The following is a 19,077-nucleotide window of genomic DNA, read 5'->3' as shown; positions in this document are numbered from 1 at the left end:
CCAGGCGCGGGTCCGCCAGATTCACGTAGCGGCGCACGAAATCCGGTGCGTTCGGGTCTTGAGGGGCGATGGCCATGCAAATTCTCCTAAAGCTGATGATCACAGGGTAATCGATACGAAATGCTGCCGTATCGGGTAAGCGTTGCAGCTCAATGCGTGGCCGGCGCTGCGCCAACCGACGCAACCGTGCCGTTTTCCGTCAGGACGAGACCCGGCTCGAACGGCAGTGCGCCGTCCAGCACGCGATGCGCACGGGCCTTGTCGACGTCGTTCTCCCATGCGGCCACGACGATCGTCGCCACGCAGTTGCCCAGAAGATTGGTCAGTGCACGGGCGATGCCGACGAACCAGTCCACCGGCAGGATCAGCACCAGCCCGATCACCGGAATCGCCGGGATCGCGGCCAGCGTGGCGGCCAGGATCACAATGGCCGAACCGGGAATGCCGTGCGCGCCCTTGGACGTCAGCAGCGACACCAGCACCACCAGGATCAGGTCATGCATCGACAACGGCGTATTCGTGGCTTGCGCGATAAACAGCACCGCCAGCGTCAGATAGATCGAGAACCCGTCGAGATTGAACGAATAGCCGGTCGGAATCACGAGGCCGACGGTCGAATCCTTGACGCCCATCCACTCCAGCTTGCGCATCACTTGCGGCAGCACGGCGTCCGACGATGCCGTGCCGAGCACGATCGACAACTCTTCGCGGAAGTACTTGATGAACTTGAAGATATTGAAGCCGGCCAGGCGCAGCACGCTGCCGAGCACCACCACCACGAACACCACGCAGCTTGCATAGAACACCAGCACCAGGAGCCCCAGCTGCTTGAGCGATGTCACGCCGTACTTGGCCGTCGTGAACGCTACCGCACCGAGCACGCCGAGCGGGGCAAGCTTGATGATGAAGCCCATCACACGGAAGAACACCTGGCCGAGATCGTCGATGAAGCGCGCCACCGGGCGCCCCTTCTCGCCGATCAACGACAGGGCGCAGCCGAACAGCACCGAGAACACCAGAATCTGCAGGATGTCGCCCTTGGCGAAAGCATCGACCACCGTGTCCGGAATGATCTTCAGCAGGAATCCGGCCGTGTCCTTGAGGCTCTTTGCGTGCTCCGTATACGTGGCCATGGAGGAAGCATCGAGTGAACGGATGTCGATGTTCATGCCGGCGCCCGGCTGGATCAGATACGCCAGCGCCGCGCCGATCACCAGCGCGAAGGTGGTGATGATCTCGAAATACACGACTGCCTTGACGCCGACGCGCCCGACTTTCTTCAAGTCGCCCGCGCTGGCCATGCCGCCGACCACCACGCAAAACACGATCGGGCCGATCACCATCTTGATCAGCTTGAGGAAGCCATCGCCGAGCGGGCGCAGCGCCTCACCGAGATGGGGGAACCAGACGCCGAGGGCGACGCCGATCACCAAGGCGATCACGACGCGGCCGAATAGCGATTTGAACAGCTTGGGCATGGCTTGTCTCCTGTCCTGTAGTTTGACACATCATACCGGTCTGACCAGTGATGTTATATGGGATATTAGGAAGTCAATATACTGGGGTCAAGGACTACGTTGTGAGGGGATTCCCTAGGCGGGGGCGGGCACGATCGATGCCGGATTGACGGACGGTATTGTGTCCGGCGAACGTCGCATGGGTCCGGACAGGGCCGGTCAGGCTCCGCTGGACCAACGGACAACCAGCGCGGGGCAGGGGCGTCGTACAATGCCGTAAAGCATTCAAGGAACAGCGAGGACTCATGAAGCATTCGGCGCATGCCGTCACCGACGCGGCGGTCGCGACCATTCGTGAACGCATTGAACGTCAGGTCTACCCGACGGGCGCGATGCTGCCGTCGCAGCGCCAGTTGGCGGAGGAGCTGTCCATCAGCCGCGCGTCCCTGCGCGAGGCCCTGTCGACGCTCGAAGCGCTGGGCATGGTTGCCATCCGGCCCGGCAAGGGCGTGTATGTCAGCGATGCCTCGGCCCGCGTGGGCGTGGCGTGGCGTTTCGCCGACCAGATCTCGCTTGCCGACACCTACCAACTGCGTTATGCCCTCGAAGGCTTTTCCGCGCGGCTGGCCGCTCTGGCATCAAGCGCCGACGAGATCGCCTGGCTGGCCGACAATATCGAGTCAATGAGAACCGCCCTGATCGATGGCGACGTCGATTCGGCCGCGCAGCTCGACTTCGCGTTCCACCTGCGCATCGTGGGGCTGGCCGGCAACGGCGCCATCGCCGACATCCTGCGCGGCAGCACCGAAATCGTGATGGAAAGCCAGCGGCTGCCGTTTTACCAGCGCGAGCTCGTCCTTTCCACCTATCATGAACATCTGGATATTCTCGAGGCCCTGCGCCGGCGCGACGGCGCGGCGGCGGGCGCGGCGATGGAGCACCATATCGTGATGGCCGCCCAGCGGGCCGGCATTCACTTTCCGGTGCCGAATGTCCCCTCTGCGTATTTGTCAAGGGATGCGCAAAGCGGGCATGAGGACGCAGAGCGTACTTCCACCCAAGACTTTCGGCTTTGAGAATATCCCGTTTTGCGCTATACTTTGAAGGTTTAAGTCATTCAACCCTCACCCTAGCGCCTACCCGCCCTGACATCTCGTCCGCAGCCCGACCTCTGTTGCGCGCCGCTTTTGCGTGCGCGCCGAGACAGACAAGTCGGCGCTGATGTCATCGCGAGCGGACGATGGGCTGGCAGCCGGGGTGAATCCTTCAGGAGTTTCCCGTGCTGCCGTCTTTCCCACCCGCCATTCTCGCGCTTGCCGACGGCACGGTCTTTCGTGGCTACGCCATCGGCGCAGCCGGCCACACCATCGGCGAAGTGGTGTTCAACACGGCCATTACCGGTTATCAAGAGATCCTCACCGACCCGAGCTATGCGCGCCAGATCGTCACCCTGACGTATCCGCACATCGGCAACACGGGCGTCAACGGTGAAGACGTCGAAGCCACGAAAGTCCATGCCGCCGGCCTGATCATCCGTGATCTGCCGCTTCTCTCGTCGAATTTCCGCGAAGAAAAAACGTTGTCGGAGTATCTGGTGGCCGAGGGCATCGTCGCCATCGCCGGCATCGATACCCGCCGCCTGACCCGCCTCCTGCGTGACAAGGGCGCCCAGAACGGCTGCATTCTCGCCGGCGAGGAAGTCGACGAAGCCAAGGCCGTCGCACTGGCCAAATCCTTCCCCGGCCTGGCCGGCATGGATCTGGCCAAGGTCGTGTCAACGGCTGAGCGCTACAGCTGGACCGAAACCGAATGGACGCTGGGCGAGGGCTACGGCGAGCAGACCGCGCCCAAGTATCACGTGGTCGCATTCGACTACGGCGTGAAGCGCAACATCCTGCGCATGCTGGCCGAGCGCGGCTGCAAGGTCACCGTCCTGCCGGCCCAGGCGAGCGCCGAGGACGCGCTGGCGCTGAATCCGGACGGCGTGTTCCTGTCGAACGGCCCGGGCGACCCGGAGCCTTGCGACTACGCAATCGCGGCGACCAAGGTTTTCCTCGAGCGCCGTATTCCGACCTTCGGCATTTGCCTGGGGCACCAGATCATGGGCCTCGCCGTCGGCGCCAAGACCCTCAAGATGAAAACGGGCCATCACGGCGCGAATCATCCGGTCAAGGATCTGGAAACGGGCCGTGTCGTGATCACGTCGCAGAACCACGGTTTCGCCGTCGATGCCAACAGCCTGCCCGCCAATGCGCGCGTCTCGCACGTGTCGCTGTTCGACGGCACGCTGCAAGGCTTCGAGCTGACGGATCGCCCGGCATTCTGCTTCCAGGGTCACCCGGAAGCCTCGCCGGGCCCGAGCGACATCGGTTATCTGTTCGACCGTTTCGTGAAGTCCATGGGCGAGACGCGTGCCGCGTAAGCGTGCACTGCTGCAAGACAGAAGAGAACTGCAAGGCACTGAGGAATAAGGGAGCGCGCCATGTTCGTGGAATCGCTGGGCGTCATCAACATCTGGACCTATCTGGCCGGGGTGATCGTGATCATCCTGTTGCCGGGCCCGAACTCGCTGTACGTCCTGTCGGTCGCCGCCCAGCGTGGCGTGCGTCAGGGCTACGCGGGAGCGTGCGGCGTGTTCCTGGGCGACACGGTGCTGATGGTGCTGTCGGCGGCGGGCGTCGCATCGCTGCTGCACACGAACCCGGCCCTGTTCATGGGCGTCAAGTCCCTGGGCGCGGCTTACCTGTTCTGGATGGGGTTCAACATGCTGCGCGGCGCCATTCGCCGTGCGCGCCAGCGTGGTGAAGACGCCGAGGCGCAGGCGGCGGTGACGAAGCGTGTCGATGCCGACACGCCATTTCGCCGCGCGCTTACGATCAGCCTGCTCAATCCGAAGGCGATCCTGTTCTGCGTGTCGTTCTTCATCCAGTTTGTCGATCCCGACTACGCCCATCCGGCCGTGTCGTTTGCGGTGTTGGGCGCGATCGTGCAGTTTTTCAGTTTCCTGTATCTGAGCACGCTGATCCTGGCCGGTTCCCGTCTGGCTGAGCACTTCCGGCGCCGCCGCCGGTTGAGCGCCGGGGCAACCGGTGGCGTGGGCGCGCTGTTCGTCGGCTTCGGTGTGAAGCTGGCGACCGCGACGCTGAATTAATTTTTGTTGAGAACGTTATGCCAAAGCGCACAGACATTAAAAGCATCCTCATCATCGGCGCCGGCCCGATCATCATCGGTCAGGCATGCGAGTTCGACTACTCCGGCGCGCAGGCCTGCAAGGCGCTGCGAGAGGAAGGCTACAAGGTCATCCTGATCAACAGCAACCCGGCCACGATCATGACGGATCCGGATACGGCCGACGTGACCTACATCGAGCCGATCAGTTGGGAAGTCGTCGAACGCATCATCGCCAAGGAGCGTCCGGACGCGATCCTGCCGACCATGGGCGGCCAGACCGCGCTCAATTGCGCGCTCGACCTGCACCGTCATGGCGTGCTCGACAAGTACAAGGTCGAACTGATCGGCGCGTCGCCGGAAGCCATCGACAAGGCCGAAGACCGCCAGAAGTTCAAGGACGCCATGACCAAGATCGGTCTGGGTTCGGCCAGGTCGGGCATCGCGCACTCGATGGAAGAAGCGCTCAGCGTTCAGGCGCAGATCACGGCGGACATCGGCGGCAGCGGTTACCCGATGGTGATCCGTCCGTCGTTCACGCTGGGCGGCTCGGGCGGCGGCATCGCCTACAACCGCGAGGAATTCGAAGAGATCTGCAAGCGCGGTCTCGATCTGTCGCCGACGCGCGAACTGCTGATCGAGGAATCGCTGCTGGGCTGGAAGGAATTCGAAATGGAAGTCGTGCGCGACCGCGCCGACAATTGCATCATCGTCTGCTCCATCGAGAATCTGGATCCGATGGGCGTGCACACCGGCGACTCCATCACCGTCGCACCGGCCCAGACGCTGACCGACAAGGAATACCAGCTGCTGCGTAATGCATCGCTGGCAGTCCTGCGCGAAATCGGCGTGGAAACGGGCGGTTCGAACGTGCAGTTCTCGATCAACCCGAAGGACGGCCGCATGGTCGTCATCGAAATGAACCCGCGCGTGTCGCGTTCGTCGGCCCTGGCCTCGAAGGCTACCGGCTTCCCGATTGCGAAGGTCGCGGCCAAGCTGGCCGTCGGCTACACGCTCGACGAATTGCGCAACGAAATCACGGGCGGCGCCACGCCGGCGTCGTTCGAGCCGACGATCGACTACGTTGTCACCAAGGTGCCGCGTTTCGCATTCGAGAAGTTCCGCGAGGCCGACGCTCGCCTGACGACCCAGATGAAGTCGGTCGGTGAAGTGATGGCCATGGGCCGCACCTTCCAGGAATCGTTCCAGAAAGCCATGCGCGGCCTGGAAGTTGGCGTGGACGGCCTCGACGAAAAGTCGGCCGACCGCGACGAGATCGTTGCGGAAATCCGCGAGCCGGGTCCGGACCGTATCTGGTATGTGGGCGATGCCTTCCGCCTGGGCATGAGCCTGGAAGAAGTGTATGCAGAGACGGCCATCGACCCGTGGTTCCTGGCCCAGCTCGAGGACATCGTCAAGAAGGAAAAGGCGCTGACCGGCCGCACGCTCGCGAGCCTGTCGACGGCCGAACTGCGCTTCCTGAAGCAGAGCGGTTTCTCGGATCGCCGTCTGGGCAAGCTGCTCGGCACGACGCAACATGAGGTGCGCGCCGCGCGTATCGCGCAGAAGGTGCGCCCGGTCTACAAGCGCGTCGACACGTGCGCGGCCGAGTTCAGCACCAACACGGCCTACATGTACTCGACCTACGAGGAGGAGTGCGAAGCGCAGCCGACCAACAAGAAGAAGGTCATGGTGCTGGGCGGCGGCCCGAACCGGATCGGTCAGGGCATCGAGTTCGACTACTGCTGCGTCCACGCCGCGCTCGCTTTGCGCGAAGACGGCTATGAGACCATCATGGTCAACTGCAACCCGGAAACCGTGTCGACCGACTACGATACGTCCGACCGTCTGTATTTCGAGCCGGTGACGCTCGAAGATGTTCTGGAAATCGTCGATCTGGAAAAGCCGTATGGCGTGATCGTGCAGTACGGCGGCCAAACCCCGTTGAAGCTTGCGCTGGATCTGGAAGCCAATGGCGTGCCGATCGTCGGCACCAGCCCGGACATGATCGACGCTGCCGAAGATCGTGAGCGCTTCCAGAAGCTGCTGCAGGACCTCGGCCTGCGCCAGCCGCCGAACCGCACCGCGCGCGCCGAAGACGAAGCCCTCAAGCTGGCCGCCGAAATCGGTTACCCGCTGGTGGTGCGTCCGTCGTACGTGCTCGGCGGCCGCGCCATGGAAATCGTCCATGAGCCGCGCGACCTCGAGCGCTACATGCGTGAGGCCGTCAAGGTGAGCCACGACAGCCCGGTGCTGCTCGACCGCTTCCTCGACGACGCCATCGAGTGCGACGTCGACTGCATCTCCGACGGCACCGACGTCTACATCGGCGGCGTGATGGAGCACATCGAGCAGGCCGGCGTCCATTCGGGTGACTCCGCGTGCTCGCTGCCGCCGTACTCGCTGTCGGCGGAGACCATCGCCGAGCTCAAGCGCCAGACCGCTGCCATGGCCCGTGCGCTGAACGTCGTCGGCCTGATGAACGTCCAGTTCGCGATTCAGCAGGGCAACGGCGTAGATACCATCTACGTCCTGGAAGTCAATCCGCGCGCCTCGCGCACCGTGCCGTACGTCTCGAAGGCGACCGGCCGCCAGCTGGCGAAGATTGCCGCTCGCGCGATGGTCGGCCAGACGCTGAAGGCGCAGGGTATCGAGAAGGAAATCGTGCCGCCGTACTTCAGCGTCAAGGAAGCGGTCTTCCCGTTCGTGAAGTTCCCGGGCGTCGACCCGGTGCTCGGACCGGAAATGCGCTCGACGGGCGAGGTGATGGGGGTGGGCCGCACCTTCGGCGAGGCGTTGTTCAAGTCGCAGCTCGCGGCGGGTTCGCGCCTGCCGGAATCGGGCACGGTGTTGCTGACGGTCAAGGATGCGGACAAGCCACGCGCGGTCGAAGTGGCGCGCATGCTGCACGCGCTGGGGTACCCGATCGTGGCGACCCGCGGCACTGCTGCGGCGATCGAGGCGGCGGGCATTCCGGTGCGCGTGGTCAACAAGGTCAAGGATGGACGTCCGCACATCGTCGACATGATCAAGAACGGCGAGATCGCGCTGGTCTTCACGACGGTCGACGAGACCCGCACGGCGATTGCCGACTCGCGCTCGATCCGCATGTCCGCACAGGCGCACAAGGTCACGTATTACACGACGATCTCGGGCGCGCGTGCCGCCGTGGAAGGGCTGAAGTACCTGCAGGACCTCGAAGTTTATGACCTGCAAGGTTTGCACGCCCAACTGACGGCATAAGCGAAAACCGATAATGGCGGCCGGCGGGACCTGTTCGCGATCCCGATATGCGGGTGAGCAGGCCCTGGGCCGCCTTATCTATTAACAACTCTGCTACACTAACGACACACTGTTGTCACAGCCGCGGTCGAGCGGCGTTCGCATAAATGCGAATGCGGCTTCCCTGCGGCAATTTTTTTGTCTTTTGGAATAACGCGCATGAGTACCATTCCTCTGACCAAACGGGGCGCCGAGCAGCTCAGGGAAGAGCTGCACCGCCTGAAGACCGTCGAACGTCCGAGCGTGATCACTGCGATTGCCGAAGCCCGTGCGCAGGGTGATCTCTCGGAAAATGCCGAATACGATGCTGCCAAGGAAAAACAGGGCTTCATCGAAGGCCGTATTCAGGACCTCGAGTCCAAGCTGTCTGCCGCACAGATCATCGACCCGTCCTCGCTCGAGGCCGATGGCCGTGTCGTGTTCGCGGCGACCGTCGAGCTCGAGGATCTCGAGAACGGCGGCAAGGTGAACTACCAGATCGTCGGCGACGACGAGGCCGATCTTGACCTGGGCAAGGTATCCGTCAGCTCGCCGATCGCGCGCGCGCTGATCGGCAAGTATGCCGGCGATGTTGCCGAAGTGCAGGCGCCGGGCGGCATTCGCGAGTACGAGATCATCGATGTCCGCTACGTCTGACACGACGTTGGCCACTCGCTCGGCGCAGCGGCCCGAACGCGTGTTTCGGCTGTTGGCGACCGTCTGGTGTGGCAGCCAGTGGGCGATCGGTTACCTGGTCGCCCCGACCCTGTTCGCGGTGCTCGAGTCGCGCGCCGTGGCAGGCAGCGTCGCGGGCCATCTCTTTCGTACGCAGGCATGGCTCGGCCTCGTATGCGGCGTGATCCTGCTGCTGCTCGCGAATTCGCTCGTGCGCCGTTCGGTCGATGGCTATCGCGGCTTGCGCTGGCTCGTGCTCGGCATGCTTGCCTGCGTGCTGGTCGGGTATTTCGCGCTGCAGCCGTGGATGGCGCAACTGCGTGCGGCCGCTGAAGCGGCCGGCACGGAAGTGGGGCACTCGCCCCAGGCCGCGCGTTTCGGCATGCTGCACGGCGTGTCGAGCGGCTTCTATCTGTTGCAGAGCCTGCTGGGACTGGCGCTGATCTGGCGTCAGCCGGTCCGCGGCTGATTCGCGGCTGATTCATGCGCTGCGTCGCCAACACCTGCGGCATATTGCCGCGGGGTGGACGTAAAAACGGCCCCGGGCATCGCCACGGGGCCGTGCGGTCAGCGCTGAGGCGCCGGGTCAGGTATTGCGCTGACGCTTGACGCTGGTCTGGCGTTTTTTCGCCTTCTTGAGAATCCCGCCGCTGGTCATGCGTTCGTTGCCGCGCACCGTGACGCGGGAAACCTTCGGGCGGCGTCCCGGGGCGCCTTGTTTCACGACCGTGACCGTACGCGGGGCGAGACCGCCCTTGGTGGACGTGGGGCGGCCGACCGTTTCCTGCTCGGTGGGCGCGGGGCGGAACAGTACGAGCAGCTTGCCGATATGTTGCACGGGGGCTGCGCCGAGTTGATCGCAGATCGACTCGTAGATGGCGATGCGGGCATCGCGCTCGTCACCGAAGACGCGCACCTTGATCAGTTCATGAGATTTCAGCGCGCCGTCGATTTCTTTGAGCACCGCCGCGCTCAAGCCATCGCCGCCAATCAGCACGACGGGGTTGAGCGCATGGGCGGCGGCGCGCAGTTCGGCGCGACGGGCCGGGGTGAGGGTCAAAGCGGGCATAGGAAACGGACGAGACAAACAAGATTGAAGAGGCCCCATGCGCCTGCCGGCGCGCTCGAATCGAGCGGATCCGGTCAGTAGCGGGCGTGAATCATTGAATACGCCGGCGCATTTTGGGCACGCAAGGGCGTATTATCCTGCAAAATCGCAGTGTTTTTGAAAAACCATGGCAAAAAACCGTTTCAGCCACGCTTGGCTGCACGATCACATCAACGATCCCTACGTCAAAATGGCGCAGCGCGAGGGGTATCGCGCGCGCGCAGCGTATAAACTCAAGGAGATCGACGAGCAGGACCGGCTCATCAAGCCGGGTCAGGTGATTGTCGATCTGGGTGCCACGCCTGGCAGCTGGAGCCAATATGCCCGCAACAAGCTGGCGGCGGGCAAGGCCGGAGGCATCGACGGCACCATCATCGCGCTCGATCTGCTGCCGATGGAGCCGATCTCCGACGTCACCTTCTTGCAGGGCGACTTCCGCGAGGACAGCGTTCTGCACCAACTGGAAGAAATCGTCGGTGATCGCCGCGTGGACCTTGTACTTTCCGATATGGCCCCCAACTTATCCGGTGTGGCCTCGGCGGACGCGGCCCGGATCGAACATATCTGCGACCTGGCCCTCGATTTCGCGCAGCGCCACCTGAAACCGGATGGCGCCTTGCTGGTCAAATGTTTTCATGGCAGCGGCTATAGTCAGATTGTCGAGAAGTTCAAACAACAGTTCAAGGTAGTGGCACCGCGCAAGCCGAAGGCGTCCCGAGACAAGTCGTCTGAAACGTTTATCTTGGGAAAACATTTGAAAAAACCCACGTGAAACCCGTCAAAACCGCGGTTTTCAGCTATGGTGGCGGTAAAGAATCACTATGGCGGTGCGCACCGGAGTGGATTAGAATGAATCTTGGCGCGAAGCGAATTCATCAAGGAGTAACGCTTTGAACAATAATATGTTTTCCAAAGCGGCGGTGTGGTTAGTCATCGCGCTGGTCTTGTTTACTGTTTTTAAACAGTTCGACAAGCCGCACGTCCAGGAAGGCGTGACGTACTCCCAGTTCATGGACGATGCCAAGAACGGCAAGATCAAGAATGTGGTGGTGCAAGGGCGTAGCCTTCAGGTGACGCCCAGCGACGGCCAGAAGTACACCATTGTGTCGCCCGGCGACATCTGGATGGTCGGCGACCTCATGAAGTACGGCGTGCAAGTCTCGGGTAAGGCCGACGACGAACCGAACGTGCTGATGTCCGCGCTGTATTACCTCGGGCCGACGCTGTTGATCATCGGCTTCTGGTTCTACATGATGCGACAGATGCAGGGCGGGGGCAAAGGCGGCGCGTTTTCCTTTGGCAAGTCGCGCGCGCGTCTCATCGACGAGAATGCCAATCCGGTCACATTTGCCGACGTCGCAGGCTGCGACGAAGCCAAATATGAAGTCGGCGAGCTGGTCGACTTCCTGAAAGATCCTCAGAAATTCCAGAAGCTGGGCGGGCGCATCCCGCGCGGCGTGCTGCTGGTCGGCCCGCCGGGTACGGGCAAGACGCTGCTGGCGCGGGCCATCGCCGGTGAAGCGAAAGTACCGTTCTTCAGCATCTCCGGTTCGGATTTCGTCGAAATGTTCGTTGGCGTGGGCGCTGCCCGCGTGCGCGACATGTTCGAGAATGCCAAGAAGCAATCGCCGTGTATCGTGTTCATCGATGAAATCGACGCGGTCGGCCGCCATCGTGGCGCCGGCATGGGCGGCGGGAACGACGAGCGCGAACAGACCCTCAACCAGATGCTGGTCGAGATGGACGGCTTCGAAGCCAATTCGGGCGTGATCGTGATTGCCGCGACCAACCGTTCCGACGTGCTGGACAAGGCGCTGCTGCGTCCGGGGCGCTTCGACCGTCAGGTCTATGTCGGTTTGCCGGACATCCGCGGCCGCGAACAGATCCTGAAGGTGCATCTGCGCAAGGTGCCGATCGCCAATGACGTCGATGCATCGGTGATCGCACGCGGCACGCCGGGCATGTCGGGCGCCGACCTGGCGAATCTGGTGAACGAAGCGGCGCTGTTCGCCGCCCGCCGTAACAAGCGCATCGTCGAAATGCTCGATTTCGAAGACGCGAAGGACAAGATCTTCATGGGTCCGGAGCGCAAGTCCGCTGTCATGCGCGACGAAGAACGCCGCGCCACGGCCTATCACGAGTCGGGGCACGCAGTGGTGGCGATGTTGTTGCCGGGCGCCGACCCTGTGCACAAGGTCACGATCATTCCGCGCGGCTGGGCTTTGGGCGTGACGATGCAGTTGCCGGAGCACGACAAGTATTCGGAGTACCGCGACACGATGTTGGTCCAGATCGCCATGCTGTTCGGCGGCCGGGCGGCGGAAGAGGTGTTCCTCAACAAGATGTCGACGGGCGCCTCGAACGACTTTGAGCGTGCCACCAAGCTGGCGCGCGATATGGTGACCCGCTACGGTATGTCTGATGCCTTGGGACCGATGGTCTACGTCGATACCGAGCAGGATTCGATGTTCGGCCGGATGTCGGCCAAGTCTGTATCGGAAGCGACGCAGCAGAAGGTCGACGGCGAGGTGCGCCGCATCCTCGACGAGCAGTATGCGCTGGCGCGCAAGCTGCTCGAAGACAACCGCGACAAGGTCGAAACCATGACCCAGGCGCTGATGGACTGGGAAACGATCGACGCGGAACAGGTCAAGGACATCATGGAAGATCGTCCGCCCCGTCCGCCGAAAAGCGGTCCGACGAATGGCGGCGCCTCGGGTGGCAACCCACCGCTCAAGCCGAGCAGCGCGCCGGCGACCGTCTGAGCGCCAGGGCAATACCGCAGTACCGAAGGCCGGCGCAAGCCGGCCTTTTCATTGGGACCCCGGCGGCAAATCCGTTACCATAGCGCCAATGATTACAAAGCCCGGCGTTCAGGAACATACCGGGCTCGGGGTTTGGCGAGGCCGGCTTCTCGCAGTGCCGCCGTCCTGGAAGCGGGGCGGCATGTCCGCTCAATCACGCGATCTTATGGTCGTCATTGCAAGTGTTGCCGTATGTCATCTTCCGTTGTCACCCCCAATGCCGATCCGCGAGAGCCGTCCGATCGGACATCGACTTTCGCTTTCGGCCGGTTTCGCCTCGACGCCGGGCGCCCGCAGGTCATGGGCATTTTGAACATCACGCCCGACTCCTTTTCGGACGGCGGGCATTTCCTTGGCCGCGATGCCGCGCTCAGGCGCGCCGAGCAGATGATCGGCGAAGGTGCGGATATTCTGGACATCGGCGGCGAGTCGACGCGGCCGGGCGCCCAGGCATTGCCGCTCGACGAGGAATTGGCGCGTGTCGTGCCGATCGTCGAGGCGCTGAGGGGCTGTGGCAAGCCGTTGTCCGTCGATACTTACAAGCCGGCAGTGATGCAGGCGGTGCTGGCGGCGGGGGCGGACATGATCAACGACATCTGGGGTTTCCAGTTGCCGGGGGCGATCGATGCGGTCAAGGGGGCGGATGCCGCGTTGTGCGTGATGCATATGCTGCATGACCCCAAGACGATGCAGGACGCGCCGTCGTACGCCGATGTCGTGGCCGAAGTCGGCGCGTTTCTCGATGCGCGCGTGGCGGCCTTGCGCGAGGCCGGCGTAGCGCGGGCGCGCATTTTTCTGGATCCGGGCTACGGCTTCGGCAAGAACCTGGCGCACAATCTGTCGCTGTTGAAGCACCTGCCGGCATTGTCACGCGACGGGTTGCCGCTGTTGGTCGGGATGTCGCGCAAGCGCATGCTGGGCGAAATCACGGGACGGCAGACGCCGGTGGAGCGTCGCGCCGCCAGCGTGGCGGCGGCGTTGTGTGCGGCAGAACGTGGCGCGGCGATCATTCGCGTGCACGATGTCGCGGAAACGGTCGATGCATTGAAGGTTTGGCAAGCGGTGCGCATGGCCGATTGATAACGTCCATGCGCGCGGCAGCGATCGATTACGAATAACGGATGGCCCGCTTCGTGGCGTGCATTGGGCGCGCGTCACGAAGCCGGGCTGCAATTTGAGGTCACGATGAAACGACGTTACTTTGGCACCGACGGCGTGCGCGGTACGGTGGGCGAGGGTGTGATTACCCCGGAATTTGTCTTGCGGCTCGGATACGCGGCGGGGCGCGTGCTCGCCGGCAATCAAACGAGTGGGCGCCCGACGGTGTTGATCGGCAAGGACACGCGCGTATCGGGCTACATGCTGGAAGCGGCCCTTGAGGCCGGTTTCGCGGCGGCGGGCGTGGACACGATGCTGGCCGGCCCGATGCCGACGCCGGCGGTCGCCTATCTGACGCGCGCCTTGCGTCTTGCTGCGGGCGTGGTGATCAGCGCATCCCACAATCCGTATCAGGACAACGGCATCAAGTTCTTCTCTGCCGACGGCAACAAGTTGCCTGACGCAACCGAAATCGCGATTGAGAACGAACTCGACAATCCGCTGGCATGCGTGCGCTCGGAGCAGCTTGGCAAGGCGCGGCGCCTTGACGACGCCGCGGGCCGTTATATCGAGTTCTGCAAGAGCACGTTTCCGAACGAATTCGACTTGCGCGGCATGAAGCTGGTTGTCGATTGCGCTCACGGCGCCGCCTATCACATAGCGCCGCACGTGTTCCACGAACTTGGCGCAGAGGTGATTGCGATCGGCAATCAGCCGAACGGGTTCAACATCAACCAGGACTGCGGCGCAACCGCGCCGGATGCCCTCATGCGCGCCGTGCGGGCTAATCATGCGGACATCGGCGTCGCCCTCGACGGGGATGCGGATCGTCTGCAGATCGTCGACGGCGCCGGCCGCCTCTACAACGGCGACGAATTGCTCTATGTGCTGGTCAAGGACCGCCTGGCGCAAGGTGGCGTGGGTGGCGCCGTCGGCACGCTCATGACCAACATGGCGATCGAAGTGGCGCTGAAGGCCCTCGACGTTCCCTTCGTGCGCGCCAAGGTCGGCGACCGGTATGTCCTCGAACAACTCATGAAACACGGTTGGCAACTGGGCGCGGAAGGCTCCGGCCATATTCTGTGCCTCGACAAGCACACGACGGGCGACGGCATCGTGTCGGCGCTGCAAGTGCTCGCCGCCGTCAAGCGCGCCGGCAAGCCGCTGGCGCAACTGCTCGACAGTGTCCGCTTGTTCCCGCAGCACATGATCAACGTCCGTACGCCGGCTGACTACGATTGGCAGGCGGATCAGCGACTCTCGGCCGAACGCGAAGCCGTCGAGCAGGAACTCGGGGACAGTGGCCGCGTGCTGATCCGCGCGTCCGGCACGGAGCCGGTGCTGCGTGTGATGGTCGAGGCGCGCCACGCCGACCAGGCGATCAAGAGCGCCGAACGGCTGGCCGGCATCGTCAAGGTCGGCTGAATCGGCCCCCGTTTTGGTGCTTGAAACGAGCGCCGGTCTCTCGCTTTCTCGTGGTCGACCGGGCGGAATACCCCGTTCCGCCTGGTTTTTGCCGGTGTTCACGGGTTGTCGCAACGTGTCATTTCCGTGACGATTTCATGACGCCAATATTGTGAACGTCCGAATGTGACATATTACTGTCACATTCCGCTTCTATCCTTCGGGGCATCCACACGCTGTTCCACACACCTCGGAGAGATACATGAAGCTGATGAAGACTGCGATTGCCGGCCTGGCTGGCGTTCTGTTCGCCACCGGCGCAATTGCGGGCGAAATTACCGGCGCAGGCAGCACGTTCGCTGCCCCGATCTACACCAAGTGGGCCGACGCGTATCAAAAGGCCACGAGCAGCAAGGTCAACTACCAAGGTATCGGTTCGTCGGGCGGCATCAAGCAAATCGATGCCAAGACCGTCGACTTCGCCGGCTCGGACGCGCCGCTGACCGACGACGAACTTGCCAAGAAGGGTCTGTTCCAGTTTCCCACGGTCGTCGGCGGCATCGTGCCGGTGGTCAATGTCCCGGGCGTCAAGGCCGGTGAGTTGGTACTGACGGGCGAAGTGCTCGGCGAGATCTACCTCGGCAAGATCAAGAAGTGGAACGATCCGGCCATCGCCAAGCTCAACCCGAAGGTCAAGCTGCCGGATACGGACATCGCCGTGGTCCGCCGCGCCGACGGTTCGGGTACCAGCTTCGTGTTCACGAACTATCTGTCGAAGGTCAACGCCGAGTGGAAGAGCAAGGTCGGCGAAGGCACCTCGGTCAACTGGCCGACCGGTACGGGCGGTAAGGGCAACGACGGCGTCGCCGCCTTCGTGCAACGTCTGCCGGGCGCCATCGGCTATGTCGAATCGGCCTACGCCAAGCAGAACAAGCTGACTTACACGGCGCTGAAGAACGCCGACGGCGCAGTGGTCGAGCCGACCGACACGACGTTCAAGGCCGCTGCCAGCAAGGCCGAGTGGACCAAGTCGTTCTACCAGATCCTGACCAACGAACCGGGCAAGGATTCCTGGCCGATCGTTGCCGCCACGTTTGTCCTGGTGCACTCGAAGCAAGACAAGCCGCAGCAGGGCGCTGAAGTCCTGAAGTTCTTCGACTGGTCGTTCAAGTCGGGCACGAAGATGGCTGTGGACCTCGACTATGTGCCGCTGCCGGAATCGGTGCTGAATCAAATCCGCACGGCCTGGAAGACGAAGGTCACGGATACGTCGGGTAAGGCTGTTCAGTAAGCAAGCCCACGCTGGGGCGGGATCTCTCGATCCGGCCCCATGCGCGCCGCCGCAGGCATGTGTTTTGCTGCGGCGCGTCCTCGAATGAGATGACACCATGGCAGAAGCCACCTCCACGAACTCCATCGCCGCCTCCGGCGCCAGCGCCCAGCGCGCGCCGTCTCCGACGGGCGATATCCTGTTCGCGCTCCTGACTCGCGCTGCCGCACTTGTCACGCTGCTGCTGCTCGGCGGCATCATCGTGTCGCTGCTCGTCAGCGCTTTGCCGAGCATCAAACACTTCGGTTTCTCGTTTCTCTGGACCCGTGAATGGGATCCGGTCGCCGAGCAATTCGGTGCGCTCGTGCCCATTTACGGCACGATCGTCACGTCGATCATTGCACTGCTCATTGCTGTGCCCGTCAGTTTCGGCATTGCGCTGTTCCTGACCGAACTCTCGCCGGTGTGGCTGCGCCGTCCGCTCGGCACCGCGATCGAGTTGCTGGCCGCCATTCCCAGCATCGTCTACGGGATGTGGGGCCTGCTGGTCTTTGCCCCGATCTTCAGTACATATTTCCAGAAGCCGCTGGCGGCGCTGCTCGGCAATGTGCCGGTGATCGGCGCGCTGTTCCAGGGCCCGCCGCTCGGCATCGGCATCCTGCCCGCCGGCGTGATCCTCGCGATCATGATCATCCCGTACATCGCCTCGGTCATGCGCGACGTATTCGAAGTGACGCCCGTGCTGCTCAAGGAGTCGGCCTACGGGATCGGTTGCACGACGTGGGAAGTGATGTGGCACGTCGTCCTGCCGTTCACGAAGACCGGCGTGATCGGCGGCGTCATGCTTGGCCTGGGCCGCGCGCTCGGTGAAACGATGGCCGTGACGTTCGTGATCGGCAATACGAACCTGCTTGACAATATCTCGCTCTACTCGCCCGGCAACAGCATCACGTCGGCGCTCGCGAATGAGTTCGCGGAAGCCGGCCCCGGAATGCACACGGCTGCGCTGATGGAATTGGGCCTGATCCTCTTCTTCATCACGTTCGTGGTGCTCGCGCTGTCGAAGCTGATGCTGATGCGCCTCGAGCAGAACGAAGGTAAAAAATGACCCAACAAGCCATCGAAGTCGAATTGCCCGCCATGAAGCCCCGCGATGTTGCCACCAAGGTCCGCCTGCAGGCGTATCGCCGTCGCAAGAACATACTCGCGATCGCGTTGTCGATGCTCGCGATGGCGTTTGGCCTGGTCTGGCTGTTGTGGATTCTGTACACGACGCTGAGCCTGGGCGTCGGCGGTCTGTCGATGAGCCTCTTCACGGAAATGACGCCGCCGCCGAACACGGCCGGCGGGGGCCTCGCCAACGCCATTGCCGGCAGTCTGATCATGGTCGGCGTGGCCACCGTGATCGGCACACCGCTCGGCATTCTGGCCGGAGTGTTCCTGGCCGAGTACGGCCAGAAGTCGTGGCTCGCCAGCGTGACGCGTTTCATCAACGATATCCTTCTGTCGGCGCCGTCGATCGTGATCGGCCTGTTCGTATACGCCGTCGTGGTGACCAGGATGGGGCACTTTTCGGCCTGGGCCGGCATCGTCTCGCTGGCGCTGCTGCAAATCCCGATCGTGATCCGGACCACGGAAAACATGCTCAAGCTCGTGCCGAACGCGTTGCGCGAAGCCGCGTTCGCATTGGGCACGCCGAAGTGGCGCATTGTGCTTGCGATCACCCTGAAGGCGTCGATTGCCGGCATCGTGACCGGGGTGCTGCTCGCCGTGGCGCGGATCGCCGGTGAAACGGCGCCGCTGCTGTTCACGGCGCTGTCGAACCAGTTCTGGAGCGTCGATCTGAACCAGCCGATGGCCAACTTGCCCGTGACCATCTTCAAGTTCGCCATGAGCCCGTTCGCTGAATGGCAAGCGCTGGCCTGGGCGGGCGTGTTCATCATCACCCTCGGTGTGCTGGCGCTCAATATCCTGGCGCGCACGCTGTTCGCGAAGAAGTAACGCCGACCATCGCCGAATACCGCCGCTACCCCGGTTGAAAAGATCATGACGAATTCAAGCCAACAGATCCAGCTGCCCTCGAAAATCGAGGTCAAGAACCTGAACTTCTTTTACGATCGCTACCACGCGCTCAAGAACATCAACCTGCACATCCCCGACCGCAAGGTCACGGCCTTCATCGGCCCGTCGGGCTGCGGCAAGTCGACGCTGCTGCGCACGTTCAACAAGATGTACGCCCTGTACCCGGAGCAGCGCGCCGAGGGCGAGATCAACATGGACGGCGAAAACCTGCTGCAATCGAAGCAGGACATCGCATTGCTGCGGGCCAAGGTCGGCATGGTGTTCCAGAAGCCGACGCCGTTCCCGATGTCGATCTACGACAACATCGCCTTCGGCGTGCGTCTGTTCGAAAAGCTCTCGCGTTCGGAAATGGACGACCGCGTGGAATGGGCATTGACAAAGGCCGCATTGTGGAGCGAAGTAAAGGATAAGCTGCAGCAAAGCGGCTACGGCCTCTCGGGCGGTCAGCAACAGCGCCTGTGCATTGCGCGCGGCATCGCGATTCGCCCCGAAGTGCTGCTGCTCGACGAACCGTGCTCGGCACTCGATCCGATCTCGACCGGCCGCATTGAAGAGCTGATCGCGGAATTGAAGAATGATTACACCGTCGTCATCGTGACGCACAATATGCAGCAAGCCGCGCGCTGTTCCGATTACACCGCCTATATGTATCTGGGCGAGCTGATCGAATTCGGCGAGACGGAAAAGATCTTCATCAAGCCGGACCGCAAGGAAACCGAAGATTACATCACCGGCCGCTTTGGTTGATCT

16 protein-coding genes are annotated in these 19,077 nt (G+C 62.8%); 14 read left to right on the top strand and 2 right to left on the bottom strand.

The annotated features are described in order from the left end of the window. Positions 1-149 precede the first annotated feature (149 nt). Positions 150-1,478 carry a C4-dicarboxylate transporter DctA gene (locus tag PTE30175_RS19995; RefSeq protein ID WP_150698823.1) on the bottom strand — a complete coding sequence of 443 codons (1,329 nt, stop codon included), beginning with the start codon at positions 1,476-1,478 and terminating at the stop codon, positions 150-152. Positions 1,479-1,762: 284 nt separating this feature from the next. On the opposite strand from PTE30175_RS19995, the gene PTE30175_RS19990 reads away from it, so the two are divergent. The 6 genes from PTE30175_RS19990 to PTE30175_RS19965 all read left to right on the top strand — a co-directional run bounded on the left by PTE30175_RS19990 (position 1,763) and on the right by PTE30175_RS19965 (position 9,030). Then, positions 1,763-2,533 (top strand): FadR/GntR family transcriptional regulator, encoded by a 771-nt coding sequence (locus PTE30175_RS19990; protein ID WP_150698822.1) that lies wholly within the window; start codon positions 1,763-1,765, stop codon positions 2,531-2,533. 203 nt (positions 2,534-2,736) lie between these two features. Further along, positions 2,737-3,879 (top strand): glutamine-hydrolyzing carbamoyl-phosphate synthase small subunit, encoded by a 1,143-nt coding sequence (gene carA, locus PTE30175_RS19985; protein WP_150698821.1) that lies wholly within the window; start codon positions 2,737-2,739, stop codon positions 3,877-3,879. A 60-nt stretch (positions 3,880-3,939) separates the two neighbouring features. After that, entirely contained in the window at positions 3,940-4,608 is a 669-nt protein-coding gene (gene leuE / locus PTE30175_RS19980; RefSeq protein WP_150698820.1) for a leucine efflux protein LeuE, read from the top strand. Between the two features lie 17 nt (positions 4,609-4,625). Continuing rightward, entirely contained in the window at positions 4,626-7,868 is a 3,243-nt protein-coding gene (gene carB / locus PTE30175_RS19975) for a carbamoyl-phosphate synthase large subunit (protein ID WP_150698819.1), read from the top strand. Positions 7,869-8,066: 198 nt separating this feature from the next. Further along, positions 8,067-8,543, top strand: a complete 477-nt coding sequence (gene greA / locus PTE30175_RS19970; RefSeq protein ID WP_150698818.1) for a transcription elongation factor GreA — start codon at positions 8,067-8,069, stop codon at positions 8,541-8,543. After that, complete coding sequence (locus PTE30175_RS19965) at positions 8,527-9,030, top strand: DUF4149 domain-containing protein (protein ID WP_150698817.1); 504 nt, start codon at positions 8,527-8,529, stop codon at positions 9,028-9,030. Before greA ends, PTE30175_RS19965 begins: the two co-directional genes overlap by 17 nt. A 117-nt stretch (positions 9,031-9,147) precedes the next feature. On the opposite strand, the gene PTE30175_RS19960 is transcribed toward PTE30175_RS19965, so the two are convergent. Next, positions 9,148-9,630 (bottom strand): YhbY family RNA-binding protein, encoded by a 483-nt coding sequence (locus tag PTE30175_RS19960; protein WP_150698816.1) that lies wholly within the window; start codon positions 9,628-9,630, stop codon positions 9,148-9,150. A 166-nt stretch (positions 9,631-9,796) separates the two neighbouring features. Here PTE30175_RS19960 and PTE30175_RS19955 point away from each other — a divergent pair, with 166 nt between their 5' ends. From PTE30175_RS19955 to pstB, 8 genes are all read left to right on the top strand, one after another. Continuing rightward, entirely contained in the window at positions 9,797-10,441 is a 645-nt protein-coding gene (locus tag PTE30175_RS19955) for an RlmE family RNA methyltransferase (RefSeq protein ID WP_150698815.1), read from the top strand. A 118-nt stretch (positions 10,442-10,559) separates the two neighbouring features. Continuing rightward, positions 10,560-12,434 carry an ATP-dependent zinc metalloprotease FtsH gene (gene ftsH / locus PTE30175_RS19950; protein WP_150698814.1) on the top strand — a complete coding sequence of 625 codons (1,875 nt, stop codon included), beginning with the start codon at positions 10,560-10,562 and terminating at the stop codon, positions 12,432-12,434. Positions 12,435-12,773: 339 nt separating this feature from the next. After that, positions 12,774-13,553, top strand: a complete 780-nt coding sequence (gene folP / locus PTE30175_RS19945) for a dihydropteroate synthase (protein ID WP_224788884.1) — start codon at positions 12,774-12,776, stop codon at positions 13,551-13,553. A gap of 105 nt (positions 13,554-13,658) precedes the next feature. Then, positions 13,659-14,996 (top strand): phosphoglucosamine mutase, encoded by a 1,338-nt coding sequence (gene glmM / locus PTE30175_RS19940; RefSeq protein WP_150698812.1) that lies wholly within the window; start codon positions 13,659-13,661, stop codon positions 14,994-14,996. 241 nt (positions 14,997-15,237) lie between these two features. Next, positions 15,238-16,266 (top strand): phosphate ABC transporter substrate-binding protein PstS, encoded by a 1,029-nt coding sequence (pstS, locus tag PTE30175_RS19935; RefSeq protein WP_150698811.1) that lies wholly within the window; start codon positions 15,238-15,240, stop codon positions 16,264-16,266. A gap of 97 nt (positions 16,267-16,363) precedes the next feature. Next, positions 16,364-17,353, top strand: a complete 990-nt coding sequence (gene pstC, locus PTE30175_RS19930) for a phosphate ABC transporter permease PstC (protein ID WP_150698810.1) — start codon at positions 16,364-16,366, stop codon at positions 17,351-17,353. Further along, the gene (gene pstA / locus PTE30175_RS19925) at positions 17,350-18,246 is read left to right on the top strand and encodes a phosphate ABC transporter permease PstA (RefSeq protein WP_150698809.1); all 897 of its coding nucleotides are present in this window, start codon (positions 17,350-17,352) and stop codon (positions 18,244-18,246) included. Before pstC ends, pstA begins: the two co-directional genes overlap by 4 nt. Positions 18,247-18,291: 45 nt before the next feature. After that, on the top strand, positions 18,292-19,074 hold the full coding sequence (gene pstB / locus PTE30175_RS19920) for a phosphate ABC transporter ATP-binding protein PstB (RefSeq protein ID WP_150698808.1): 783 nt from the start codon (positions 18,292-18,294) through the stop codon (positions 19,072-19,074). Positions 19,075-19,077: the final 3 nt, after the last annotated feature.

Origin of the sequence: Pandoraea terrae (genome assembly GCF_902459695.1) — a bacterium.
Classification (GTDB): Bacteria; Pseudomonadota; Gammaproteobacteria; order Burkholderiales; family Burkholderiaceae; genus Pandoraea; species Pandoraea terrae.
This window is presented reverse-complemented; position numbering and strand designations above follow the sequence as displayed.